General features: G+C 48.9%; 7 protein-coding genes. 3 read left to right on the forward strand and 4 right to left on the reverse strand.

What is annotated here, in order from left to right:
- Positions 1 to 67 precede the first annotated feature (67 nt).
- Positions 68 to 1,009, forward strand: coding sequence for an alpha/beta fold hydrolase (locus HCG48_RS21050; RefSeq protein WP_168570923.1), 942 nt, complete (start codon positions 68 to 70; stop codon positions 1,007 to 1,009).
- Here the strand turns inward: HCG48_RS21050 and HCG48_RS21055 are convergent.
- Genes HCG48_RS21055 through HCG48_RS21060 form a run of 3 tightly spaced genes read right to left on the reverse strand, consistent with a single transcriptional unit; the run spans position 1,006 to position 3,879 of the window.
- Entirely contained in the window at positions 1,006 to 2,817 is a 1,812-nt protein-coding gene (locus tag HCG48_RS21055; protein ID WP_168570924.1) for a sensor histidine kinase, read from the reverse strand. The genes HCG48_RS21050 and HCG48_RS21055 overlap by 4 nt on opposite strands.
- Positions 2,811 to 2,942, reverse strand: coding sequence for a hypothetical protein (locus HCG48_RS26595; RefSeq protein WP_281362032.1), 132 nt, complete (start codon positions 2,940 to 2,942; stop codon positions 2,811 to 2,813). Before HCG48_RS26595 ends, HCG48_RS21055 begins: the two co-directional genes overlap by 7 nt.
- Before the next feature lie 46 nt (positions 2,943 to 2,988).
- Positions 2,989 to 3,879 (reverse strand): phosphate/phosphite/phosphonate ABC transporter substrate-binding protein, encoded by an 891-nt coding sequence (locus tag HCG48_RS21060; RefSeq protein ID WP_168570925.1) that lies wholly within the window; start codon positions 3,877 to 3,879, stop codon positions 2,989 to 2,991.
- Between the two features lie 936 nt (positions 3,880 to 4,815).
- On the opposite strand from HCG48_RS21060, the gene HCG48_RS21065 reads away from it, so the two are divergent.
- Positions 4,816 to 6,621, forward strand: coding sequence for a mechanosensitive ion channel family protein (locus HCG48_RS21065; protein ID WP_168570926.1), 1,806 nt, complete (start codon positions 4,816 to 4,818; stop codon positions 6,619 to 6,621).
- Here the strand turns inward: HCG48_RS21065 and HCG48_RS21070 are convergent.
- The gene (locus HCG48_RS21070; protein WP_168570927.1) at positions 6,615 to 10,886 is read right to left on the reverse strand and encodes a PAS domain-containing protein; all 4,272 of its coding nucleotides are present in this window, start codon (positions 10,884 to 10,886) and stop codon (positions 6,615 to 6,617) included. The genes HCG48_RS21065 and HCG48_RS21070 overlap by 7 nt on opposite strands.
- Before the next feature lie 732 nt (positions 10,887 to 11,618).
- Here HCG48_RS21070 and HCG48_RS21075 point away from each other — a divergent pair.
- Entirely contained in the window at positions 11,619 to 12,971 is a 1,353-nt protein-coding gene (locus HCG48_RS21075; protein ID WP_168570928.1) for an AAA-like domain-containing protein, read from the forward strand.
- The last annotated feature ends 11 nt before the right edge of the window (positions 12,972 to 12,982 follow it).

Below are 12,982 nucleotides of genomic sequence, written 5' to 3' on the forward strand. Positions count from 1 at the left end.
GTGCCTCTACATCCCGAGATTTATCTTAAATATACTTCAATCGACGGTTTGAGGCTTCGAGCTTTCCATGACCTTTCCGACTTCTCCCCTCTCCGCGACCGCTTCCCCGATCCGAGACCGTTGGATCTGGCGCGGTTTTAACATCAACTACCAACACCTCGGCGATCGCGGTCCGGCAGTCCTACTCGTCCACGGCTTCGGCGCCTCGTGCGGTCACTGGCGCAAAAACCTCCCCGAATTAGCCAAAACATGCCGGGTTTACGCGATCGACCTGCTCGGTTTCGGCGCTTCCGCCAAACCTGCCCCACGGATCGAAGCCGACTATACCTTTGAAACCTGGGCCGCCCAAATCGCCGATTTTTGTCGCGAAGTTATCGGAACCAGCGCCTTTTTAGTCGGCAACTCGATCGGTTGCGTCGCCATCTTGCAAGCTGCCGTAGACTTTCCCCAATGGGCCGAGGGGGTGGTCCTCATTAACTGCTCCCTGCGACTGCTCCACGATCGCAAACGAGCTGAAATGCCCTGGTACCGACGGATCGGAGCGCCGATCGCCCAAAAGATTTTACAACAAAAACTCGTCAGTCAATTCTTTTTCTCGCAGTTAGCCCGACCGAAAACCGTTCGCAACATCCTTTTACAAGCGTACCGACGCAGTGAAGCGGTCACCGACGAATTAATCGAGCTGATTCTCGAACCGTCGCGCGATCGCGGCGCCGTTGACGTTTTCGTAGCCTTTACCGCCTATTCTCAAGGCCCCTTACCCGAAGATCTACTCCCCCGCTTGTCCTGTCGCGCCCTGATTCTCTGGGGAACCGAGGATCCCTGGGAACCGTTCGCCCTCGGTCGCCAATTGGCCGAATTCGCCACCGTCGATCGCCTGATTCCCTTAGAAGGCGTCGGTCACTGTCCTCAAGACGAAGCGCCGGAATTCGTCAACCCGATTTTATCCGAGTGGATCGCCCAGGTATCGGCGGCGCGCGGCGATTCCCCGTCTTCGCAACCCTCCTAAACGGGCAACGTAATCACAAACTCGCTGCCTCGTCCTTCCTCCGAACTCACCTCGAGCGTACCTCGGTGTTTTTGGATAATTTGATAACAAATCGACAATCCCAAGCCCGTTCCTTTCCCGACGGGCTTGGTGGTAAAAAAGGGATCGAAAATTTTCTCGCGGATCTGCGGGGGAATCCCCGGTCCGGTATCTCGAATCGTCACGCGAACCCGATCCTCAACGGCTTCGGTGGCGATCGCGAGCTGTTTGACCTCGCTGTTCGCCGCCAACATCGCATCGATCGCATTGGCCAACAAATTAACAAATACCTGATTCAATTGTGCCGGATAGCAGGAGATAAGCGGGATATCCCCATACTCCTTAACCACCTCGATCCCCTGTTTGAGTTGAGACCCCAGAATCAACAGGGTACTGTCGATCCCTTCGTGCAACGAAGCTTCTTTCATCTGGGCTTCGTCGAGACGAGAGAAATTGCGTAACGACAGCACGATCGCCTTGATGCGATCGGTACCCATTTTCATCGACGCCAGCAGTCGCGGAAAATCTTCTCGCAGATAATCCGGTTCGATTTCGTCGAGACGCGCTCGGGTTTGAGGGGAGAGCTCCAACCCTTCCGCCTCGTAGAGATCGACCACTTCTTGCAAATCTCGCGCATATTCTTCGGCGTGAACCAGATTGCCGTAGATAAAGCTGACCGGATTGTTAATTTCGTGGGCGACTCCGGCGACGAGTTGCCCCAAACTCGACATTTTTTCCGTTTGAATCAGTTGGGCTTGGGTTTGCTGGAGTTCGGCGAGGGCGGCGCGCAGATCTTGGGTGCGCTCTTCGACGCGCCGTTCCAGGGTTTGACGGGCGTTCTCCAATGCCTCGGTATATTCTCCCACCCAGGCGATCAGTTGATTGAGGGAAACGGCGAGTACCCCGACCTCGTCCGTCGTACTCACCGGGGCTTTCAGCTCGAAATTCGATTCCTGAGTGACCTGGCGAGCGACCTCGGTCAAGGCTTGGATGGGGCGGGCAATGCCGCGACTGGTATAAATCGCCAGGGCGGTAGCGATCGCCACCGACAGCATTATACTCACCATAATCATTTGTAAGCGCAGGATATCCGCGCGGATTAATCCGGCATGAGCTTGTCGGTATTGGACTTCTGCCGCGTGCAGGATAAGGATGAGGCTTTCCGAGAGGCGCTCGAACTCGACGTCGAGGGCGAGCAGTTCGCGATCGCGGATCGTATTGACGATCTGTTGCTGGGCGGCGCTTTCGTCCGCGCTCGCGTTGACTTGCTCGATGCGATCCCACAGCGACTGGACGATTTGCTCGTAAGCGGCGATCGTCGTGGCATAGTCCGTTAAAATCGTCCTCAACTGGCTCGATTCGGTGACCCCTTCGGGATTGCGATCGCCGAACTCGTGGAGTTCGGACAGGAGCGCCTCGACCCGAGCAATATTCCCTAAAAACTCGCTCCTTTCGTACTCGAACCAAATCGAATCGCCGACGACGGCAAAAAGCTGTTGCGGGTGAGACCGCACTTTCAGCACTCCATTTTCTAATTGGTTGAGTAAATTTTGCTGTCTGTCGGCAACGACGAGCTGTTGTTCCGCCTGGTTTTGATAGTAATTGCCGACGATCGAACCCATCGCGGTTCCGGATACGGCAATGCCAATGGCAAACGCATAGCCATAGCCGATTTTTTTGGCGATCCCGAGGTGGGCGATCGCCCCTCCCAACCACCTCCAAATACCTTTATTTTGAGGGATGGCGGTTCTCGGCATTTCTAGATCGCTCTCCCACTTTGCATTTACCATCGGTTTTCCCCCACGACTGGCTCTCTCCTCGCCGTGTCAAGGCTCCCGACGATCGCGATCGCCCTGGCGGCGATCGGGTCGGCAAAGGAGAGAGAAGAAGACCACAACAGTGTTGTTTGTTTCATCAGAACCGTTTCGAGACCAGTGGGCGATCGCACGACGTCAATCGAGCTAGAGGTAATCGTCTTGTCCGATCGCGCGATAGGCTTCGCGGATCGGGTCGTAATCGCTATCTTTGGCCGCCACCATTTCGGAGCTGGCATACTTTTCATTCGCCGCCGACGCCAAAATCCCTTTCAGTAATTGGTCTTGAGCGGCGAGCATCAGCGATCGCACTTCCTCCAAACAGGCGGGATCGAGTTGGGAATTGGCTGCAAAGACGTCACTCGGTAAATCGGTACCTCGGGCGACGATCGGAACCGCACTCTCAGATAACCCCGCCTCCCGCAGGAATTGAGTGCGCCGGATATTGGAATCGGCCCACGCATCCACTTCGCCGTTTTGGAGGGCTTCCAAGCCGCGATCGCCTGTCATCACCGTTCTAAAATCGGACTGGGGATTTAAGCCCACATCGACGAGCAGCTTGGTCGAACCGAGGTGACCTGCGGTTGACCCGGCTGTTCGCATGGCGATCGTCTTGCCTTTTAACTGTTTCAACGACTTAATGCCACTGTCGGCCCGCACGGAGATGACCGAGTAGTAGTCGGGTCGGGTCAGGGCAATCAACGGGATGGCCTGTGCCCTGGCATGGAGCAGCACGTATTCCGACGGTCCGGCGAGCACCAAATCGACCCGACCGGACAGCAGGGCCGGACTGGCGGCGACGTAGTTCTCTACCGAGAAAAATTCGACGTTTCTCCCCAATACGTCTGCCAATGCCGATTTAAAAGCCCCGAATTCGGCTTGTAACTGTTCGAGTCCTTTGATATCCGTTATCGCTAATCGCAGGGGGTCCGGGCAGTTGGCTGCAGTTTGAGAACGATTGCGTTCAGGCTGGCGAGTGGCTGTGGTGCAACCTGCGACAAACAAGAGAGACGACCACAGAAATTGACGCCGTTTCATGGTGGTCGATCCTGTTCGACGGTCAATAGCCAGAGCGATTTTAGACGGGCGATCGAATAACATTGTTATAAAAATTAGGGGGTCTGTTATCGAGACCCTCTTGAGAGGGGCTACGGGATATGAGTATCGGCGATCTAGCAACTTTGGCGTCGGTTTTGTGCAGTCCCAAAGGATTAGATCGGAGAGGAAATAGCGATCGTCCTGATGACAACTAACAACAGCTCAGTTCGATTTTAAGCGATCTGGTTAACCGTTCTAGATCGTTTTTAAGTTTAATTTTATTTTTCTTAAAATTACGAAATAAATACGAACAAAGTAAAAAAAGATAAAAGCCGGGTTAATACAGCATTTTTCTCTGGTATACAAGACATTTAAATCCCCCTCGCCAGGTAGGGGTTTGGTTACCAAACCCCTACTTTCCTCGTTCCCCCCGAGTGCTGTAGGGGCGAATATCTACTTTCTTTGAAAATGTATCCGAGGATCGATAATTAAATTGGCAAGATACTTGATTGCTTTAGAAACTGGATAAAATTTATTTCAAATAACAAGTTCTGGAAATAAGGATTCCCCAGCCAATGTGAAGAAATGAATCTCAACAGTTGGGTATTGAGAATTGGCAAGAGTGGGCGATCGAAGGCTTTTAATTTTAAGCATGGTACGTGGTTTTACTTCCAGTCTACGAACTCTTTATCGGGATTGGCAGTCGTAAATGTACAGAATTGGACGTGCGTAAATTTTCCCAAGAGGAATCTCAGTGATTTCACGTAGGTAATGGTTGACAATGGCTTCGGAGATTGGTATCGAAAAGCGCGTTCAATTCAGTAATCCGGATGACTGGGAACCGATTTGGTGTAAGATGCTACATTTTGCTCGGGTCTCGTTCGATCGCCGTGGGCGGGCGATCGTCTGGGATGTTGAAATTACAGGGTTTTCGCCATGAGCATTCATACCGCACGTGGGGGTCGCCCCCGGGTCATTCGACGATCGCGGCGGCGATCGATCGCCGTTGCGATCGCGATCTTCAGCTTTGTTTTCGGGGCGATCGTCGGCATCGAGCGCGCGGCGATCGCGCAATCGGCAGCCGGAGCAGCTCAAATCCAGTCCCTGTTCCCGCCGACGTCGATAGTTTCCGAAAACCGCATCGGAAATTTAGTCTACGCTCCCGTCATCCTCGACGGTCGCAAGTTGTTTCGCGTAGCGGCGGCGGCAGTCAGCGACGCCGACCCGGCCCGAGGAGAAACCTCCCTGTTGAACGAGCGCGTCGATCGCATCGAAAACGAACTTTACGGTTTGATCGCCACGGGATTCAATCCCGAAACGCTACAAATCAACGTCGCCATTCTCAACGGCGAAACCGCGATCGTGGCCTCGGACGGCGATCGCGTCAACAATCAGCCGATCGTCACGGTCACCGACCTCGACGCTCGGATTTACGGCTTTTCAGTCAGTCAGTGGGCACAGGCGTTGAGCGAGATTATCCACCAGGGAGCGATCCGCGCCTATCGAGAACGCCAACTCCCTTATCTGTTGCGTCACGCCCAAATTGCCGCCGCGATCGCCGTCGCCGTCGCCGTGCTGACCCTAGGGCTGCAATCCCTCGAAAAACGCTTGAAAGCTACAACGATCGCACTTCCGGGTCCGACACCTTCCCTGGAAGCCGTAGACTCGCTCCCGTCTGCCTTTCGGCCTAGTTCTCCCGAAGAAGTGCGTGCTGCCGACCGTTCCCGCGCGATCGCCCAACGCCAGGAAGTCATCAACCGCGATCGTCATCGAAATTTGACGTCTCTCAAACAGTGGCTGTTGCAAATTGCCAAATTGCTGCTCTGGATCGGCGGGATCGCGGCGATCGCCGGACTGTTTCCCTGGACGCGATGGCTGCAATCGTGGTTAGCGAGCAAGCCGATCGTTTTGGTAGCGATCGTTTTGCTCACAAAGTTATCCATAGATGTGAGTTGCGTTCTCGTCGATGTCTTTCTCAATACCTTAGTTCAACGAACGACCTTGAACTCGAATGGCTCGCAACGGCAAGCATTGCGCTTTTCCACCTTTTCCGTCGTTCTCAAAAGCGTCGCCTTCTTTATTTGTGCTACTGTCGGCACCGTCGTAGCACTCGAACGCCTCGACATTCCCCTCGGTCCGATTTTAGCCGGGGCCGGAATCCTCGGTTTTGCGATTTCCCTCAGTTCGCAAAACTTTATTAAAGATGTCGTTAACGGTTGTTTGATTTTGATCGAAGACCAATATGCGATCGGTGATTTTATTGCGATCGATCCGGTCATGGGATTTGTCGAAAATATGAACTTGCGCGTCACCCAATTACGCGACGGAGACGGACATTTAATCACCATTCCCAACGGCACCATTTCGATCGTCCGCAATATGTCCAAAAATTGGTCTCGCGTCAATTTTACCATTCAAGTGGCTTACGACAACGACATCGAAAAAGTCATGCAAATTCTCGAACAAGTCGGCCAACAATTGTACGAGGATCCCGAGTGGAGCGATCGCATTATCGAAGTCCCACTATTATTAGGAATTGACGAATTAGCGCATCAGGGAATTACCTTGCGGGTTTGGATTAAAACTGCACCCCTGCAACAATGGGCCGTCGGTCGCGAATACCGTCGGCGTCTCAAACTGAGCTTCGATCGCCTCGGAATTTCTATCGGTATTCCCCAACAATATATCTCCTTTAAAACCGACACCAATGGAGAAGTACCCTTTCCGCGATCGTCTCAATGACCGATATATCTCATCGGAATCTCGATCGTAAATTCGGTACCCTGTTTGACTTGGGAATGACACGAAATTTTACCGCGATGTTTTTCCACCACAATTTGATAGCTAATCGACAAGCCCAACCCCGTCCCCGAACCGACTTCCTTCGTCGTGAAAAAGGGATTAAAAATATGCGATTGAACTTGGGGAGTAATGCCATTGCCATTATCCGCAATGCGAATCACCACCGATGGTAAATTCTCCGAGCGATCGTCAGATATTTTTAACTCCCCGAGTCTAGTTTGAATGCAAATTCTCGGCTTTAAATGGCAATCGCTTTTCATCCTTTCTTCTAGTGCATCGATCGCATTCGTCAGTACATTCATCAACACTTGATTGAGCTGTCCGGGATAACACTCGACTAACGGTAAATCGCCATACTCTTGAATCACTTCAATTTCCGGTCGCTCCCGTTGCTTTTTCAAGCGGTGGTGCAAAATCATCAACGTACTATCAATCCCGCTATGAATGTCCGCTTGTTTCCTCTCCGCTTCGTCAAGACGGGAGAAGTTTCGCAAAGACATGACAATTCCCTTAATTCGATTCGCTCCCTCTCGCATCGAGTTTAATAAATTCGGGAAATCTTCTTTCAAAAAATCTAACTCGATCGCCTCGATCTCTTCTAAAATATCGGAGCCGGGATGCGGAAAAGACCCTCGATACAGTTCGAGAAGATTAAGTAAATCGTGGGTATAATCCGTGGCGTGGCTGAGGTTCCCGTAGATAAAATTAACCGGATTGTTAATTTCGTGAGCAATTCCCGCGACCATTTGACCCAATCCGGCCATTTTTTCTTGTTGAACTAGTTGAGCTTGAGTATTTTTTAATTGATGCACCAGTTGTTCGAGTTCGATCGCCTTAGCGCGTTCTCTCGCTTCCGATTTTCTCAACGCATATTCAGCCGCTTTACGTTCGACTAATTCGCTTTTGGCTTGTTTAAATAACGTCGATTGTTGAATCCCGATCGCGACTTGATTGGCGAGCTGTTTGCATAAACTAATTTCCCAGGTTTGCCATTCTCGGGGTTGAGAACAGTCATGAGCGATTAGCAATCCCCAGAGGGTTTGATGTTGAACGATCGGGACGACTAATTTCGCTCGCACCCCAATTTCTACCATAAAATCGACCAAACACGGTACAATTCCTCCCGCATCGCGATCGCCGACCGCACAGATGCGTCCTTGTAAGTAACTGGCGTAAACATCTCGGGGAAATACTTCTTCTGGGAAGACGCGATCGAGCAACTTTTCAATTCCCGGTGCCGTCATTTCCGCGATCGCGCAACCCGTTTCATCGGGGAAAATTCGATATACTAAAACCCGGTCGGCTTTCAGCACTTTTTGCAATTCAAAAACGGTCGTATTAAGAATTGCATCTAAATCTAAAGTTTGGCGGATTTTGTTGGCGATCGCCCCGGTTAATTGCTCCCGGACAAATTGCTGTTTTAGGGATTCTTCCGCTTGTTTGCGTTCGGTAATGTCGATGCTCGTCCCCATCAACTTGATAGCTTTTCCAGACTCATCTAAAAGGGTTTCTCCTCTGGAATTAATATAGCCGATACTGCCATCGTTGCGAATAATCCGGCTGTCAATATTGTAACAAGTTCCCCGGGCGATCGCCTGTTCGATCTGGGTCAATAATGCGGGGCGATCGTCTGGATGAATCCGAGTGTTAATAATATCGTCAAAGGATACAGCCGAACTGGGTTCTAAACCAAAAATCCGAAATAACTCCTCCGACCACATCATCTCCGAACTGACAATATCCAACTCCCAATTACCAATATGAGCGATCCGTTGAGCGTCTTGTAAATGTCGGGTTGTTTGTTGCAGTGATTGGATTAATTCTGTTTTTTCTTCTTCGACTCGTTTGCGTTCCGTAATATCTGTATTAATACCAATCAAGCCGACAATATTTCCCTGTTTATCTTTAATCGGGTTAGCCCGCAATAAAATTTGCATTTTGCGACCGTCTCGTGCAATCTGCTCGACTTCGCCAACCCACGGACGACCGCTTGAAATGGTTTCAATGACCTGTTTGCCAATTTCGCGATCCACAAAGGCAATTGGAGGTCCCCCGGCTGCATTAAATTCCGCCGCCGTCGGATAACCGTAGAGGTCGCTAAAGGCTTGATTGTGATAGTAATGATTGCCTTCAATATCCGCCATCCCGATCGCGTCGCTGCTACTTTCTACAGCTAACTGAAATTTAATTAATTCTAATTCTGCCAGTTTGCGATCGGTAATATCTTGATGGGTTCCGGTCATGCGAACGGCTTTACCATTTTTATCGCGATCGAAGATTTTTCCATGACAGGAAATCCAGCGCCATTCGCCGGATTTATGTTTCATGCGAAATTCAACATTATAACTTGGCAAGCGATTTTCCAAATAATCCATCAAGCGGACTCGGATCGGCGGTAAATCGTCAGGATGAACTAATTTTTCCCAGGTTTCAAAAGAGTTTTGAAGTTCTTCAACTTCATAGCCGAGCATTTTTTTCCAATAGGGATCGAAATACACCTCTTGGGTGCTAAGATTCCAATCCCACAAGCCCAAGTTACTGCCTTCTAATGCTAATTGTAAGCGATTTCCTGCAATTTGTAACTCTTCGGCTTGGTGTTTGAGTTCGGTGATATTCGTTGCCGTTCCTAAAATCTGTTTGGGATTTCCATCCGGCGTGCGCGCAAAAATGACTTCCCGACTATTCAACCAGTACCAAGTCCCACTTTTCGATCGCATCCGATATTCGATTTCAAAAAATTCCCCATCGGAACCGTTGATAATTTTCTCAAGGTAGCTCGGATATCGAGCAAAATCATCCGGATGCATTAAGGTCGGTAAAACGGTGTTTCCCATGGCAGCAATCTCGGCTTTATTGTAGCCCAGCATCGCGGCAATGTTGCGATTAATAAAGACATTTCGCCGTTCTTCGATGTCGTAAATATAGATAATATTGGGATTGGCTTCGGCGACTTGTTCGATAAAGTGCTGACTGGCGCGCACTTCTTCCTCAGCTTGTTTGCGATCGCTGATATTAAAACTGGTCGAGATAATGCGATCGATGCGATTTTCAGCGTCAAATAAGGGGGTTAAGTTGGTAATCCACCAACTTGGTTCACCTTCAGATAAAAGCGATTGTTCATAAACGATCTGTTTGACCGATCGCAGACAGCTTTTATATCGCTCGCAAACGGTTTTAGCGATTTCCGGCGAGAACAGATCCTCGGGGGACTTTCCCTCGACTTCGCGCGATCGCAAACCCAAAAGTTTCTCCTGCATTCGGTTGATTCCTAAAAAGCGAAATTCGCCATTTTCTTCGACATTAACGACGGCGATCGCTGCTTCAATGCCGTTGTAAATTGACTGTAAAAACTGCTCTCGTTCGACGAGTATTTCTTCCGATCGCAGGCGATCGCTGATATTAACTAAAGTTGCGGTTAACTGCTCGATTTCGCCATGGTCATCACGACTACAAGAAAGACAGACGCGAGTATGGACAATTTCTCCATTTTTCCCCAGCCACCGCTTGTTAAAAATGGCAATATTTTTTTGGCTATTGTAAATTTGCCTCAGATGTTCTAACTCCTGGTTCACATCCTCTGGATGGGTAAATTCATCCCAGGATTTAAACATTAAGTCGCCGAGAGAATAATTCAGCCAGTGGCAAAAGCTCGGATTGAGATCTAACCACGGTTCTCCCCCTGGGATTTGTCCTAAATTCGGTCTAATTTTATAAAAACCAACTAAAGGATTATTAAAATAACTTTGCCAAAAAATTTTGTTGTTACTTTCTCGTGAAGTTTGATGTTCTAAATGATGGTAACATGAAGCCCAGCGAATTAAACGAACTAATAAGTCGCGATCGTATCGACCTTTAACAATATATTCGTCAAGCCAAGACTCGGATAAAGAAATTGCCCATTCTTCTTGACTTTCATCGACGATCGCGACGAGGGGAATGCCTTGATTTTTGCAATTGCACTGGCTAAATGCTTCAATTTCTGTTTCGGAAATTCCAGATAAGTTAATGAAAATAATGTCAAATTGTTCTACAGTAATAATAAAACCAGCTTCGCTAAGGGTCAGGCATTTCCAGAGCGTAAATTGAAAATTTTTATAAGGGCGATCGAGCATGGTGGCGATCGCCTTCTGCTCGCTGGAATGTTCGTCAATCAAGAGAACGTTGACATCGATCGTCGGATTGGCTGTTTCTTTAGAACTCGTCATTTTTCCCAAATCAAATATTTGATTAATCACATTGACCATAATACTGTTCTTGAAAAATTGATTTTACACGGGAGATAAGCTATCCTCAAAGGCAATCGACTCATCGCTCTTGAGGGAGATTTGACCGCTTGTCCTTCACCGATTACAATTGGCGTTCCGTCACCTCATCGATGCTCGGTCGTGGAGTAGGCGATCGTTTCCGTACGAGTTTGGATTCGCTCTAGCCTCACTCTTCTTCAGATCTTAAAAGAGCCTACACGAGTACAGTCAATTGAAAAAAGTTGTTGAAATTCGCATTCGCGGTTGACAGGCTAACAAAAATCCTGACTTCTACGGAGGAAGTCCTCCGGTTGAGTGGAATGCTCTAAATATAGATGCTATAATAGAAGGTTGCAATATTTCTCAAAAAGCACTATACGATCGCGGCTCAGCGCCGATCCCCTCAAAAGCAGTTTCGATCTGTGCGCGGCGTCGCCATTGCCCAAAAGTCCTGAAATGACGGTGCTACTGTGTTATGTAGGGCAAGACGTCTTGCAGTTTGGGGTCTTGGGTTAGAGTTAAAGGAATTAGTACATAAATCGTTGTTTTTGTCAACTCCAAAAAGTAGGTTAATTTAGAGTGCAATGGGACAACTCCCGGAGAAAAGAGTCTACATTTTAGCAATTGACCTCGGTCGAACGAGAACTTTATCCGCTCGAAAGCTTGATGTAGCTCGCTTTAGGAACCCTTGAGATGACCATCGACCAAGTCGTACAACTGTTAAATGCGAGCTTGTCCCAACCCTTGACCGAACTACAAGAATGGATGTTGCGGCGCTCCTGGGAGGGACAAACCTATGCGGATATGGCAGCTCAACTCAATTATTCGGCGCAATACTTACGCAGTAAAGCCGCATCGGAACTCTGGCCGATTTTAAGCGAATTTTGGGGAGAATCGATTTCTAAGCCGAATTTGCGATCGCAGTTGGAAGCGTGTCCCCTCAGCCGAGAACAACAGCAATTACTCGAAACTCTCAATCGCACTTATCCTTACGAACTACCTAATTTTCCCAGTGGTCCGGTTCCCCTCGATTCGCCTTTATATATCGATCGCCCCCCCATCGAAGAACTCGCCTATCAAGAACTCACTCGTCCGGGAACGGTCATCCGCATCAAAGCACCCCGGTTGATGGGTAAAAGTTCGCTGATGTTGCGCATGGCCGATCGCGCACGCCAGCTTAACTATCATATCGTCAAACTGGATTTTCAAGAAGCCGATGCCAGTATTTTTAACAGTAGCGATCGCTTTTTGCGCTGGTTGAGTGCCAATGTCACCCGACAGTTACAACTCGACCTCCACCTCGATGATTACTGGTTTGAAGAAATCGGGAGTAAAGTTAGTTGTACGAGTTACTTTGAAGAATATTTACTCTCTCAAATCGAGACCCCTCTACTTTTTATTCTCAATGAAGTTAATGTAGTTTTTGAATATCCGGAAATTGCGCGAGATTTCCTCCCTCTTTTGCGTTTTTGGCACGAGCAAGCTAAACAAAGAGAAAACTGGACAAAACTGCGATTAATTGTAATTTATTCGACGGAAGTTTATATTCCCCTTAATGTCAATCAATCTCCTTTTAATGTCGGATTGCCCCTGAGTTTACCACCGTTTAGTCTCGCTCAAACTCAAGAATTAGCTCGCCGTCACGGACTGGATTGGTCTAACTCGAAAGAAGCCAAAGAATTGAGGGATTTTGTGGGCGGACATCCTTACTTAATCCGGATCGCGCTTTATTATCTCTGTCAATCCGGTCAATCGTTAACTCTGAAGCAACTTTTAGCAGAAGCTTCTAGCGATACTGGAATTTACGGCGATCGCTTGAGAAACTTGCTGTTAACGCTCAAACAAAATCCCCAACTTTACGACGCTTTTAGAAAAGTGATTTCCAGCGATCGCCCCGTCCTTTTAGAACCGATCGCCGCCTATAAATTGGATTGTTTGGGTTTAGTTCGTTGTTCGACGGATGGCTGTGCAATTTCCTGTGAATTGTACCGCCGGTATTTTGAGTTTCATTTCCGGAATCTCCAATTCGGGAGTGATAGTTGCTAGGTTAAAGGATT

Origin of the sequence: Oxynema aestuarii AP17 (genome assembly GCF_012295525.1) — a bacterium.
GTDB classification, from domain to species: domain Bacteria; phylum Cyanobacteriota; class Cyanobacteriia; order Cyanobacteriales; family Laspinemataceae; genus Oxynema; species Oxynema aestuarii.

Bases quoted from the DNA above. Each gene is read 5' to 3' on its own strand.
- HCG48_RS21050 (WP_168570923.1), top strand. From the start codon at position 68: ATGACCTTTCCGACTTCTCCCCTCTCCGCGACCGCTTCCCCGATCCGA.
- HCG48_RS21055 (WP_168570924.1), bottom strand. From the start codon at position 2,817: ATGGTAAATGCAAAGTGGGAGAGCGATCTAGAAATGCCGAGAACCGCC.
- HCG48_RS26595 (WP_281362032.1), bottom strand. From the start codon at position 2,942: ATGAAACAAACAACACTGTTGTGGTCTTCTTCTCTCTCCTTTGCCGAC.
- HCG48_RS21060 (WP_168570925.1), bottom strand. From the start codon at position 3,879: ATGAAACGGCGTCAATTTCTGTGGTCGTCTCTCTTGTTTGTCGCAGGT.
- HCG48_RS21065 (WP_168570926.1), top strand. From the start codon at position 4,816: ATGAGCATTCATACCGCACGTGGGGGTCGCCCCCGGGTCATTCGACGA.
- HCG48_RS21070 (WP_168570927.1), bottom strand. From the start codon at position 10,886: ATGACGAGTTCTAAAGAAACAGCCAATCCGACGATCGATGTCAACGTT.
- HCG48_RS21075 (WP_168570928.1), top strand. From the start codon at position 11,619: ATGACCATCGACCAAGTCGTACAACTGTTAAATGCGAGCTTGTCCCAA.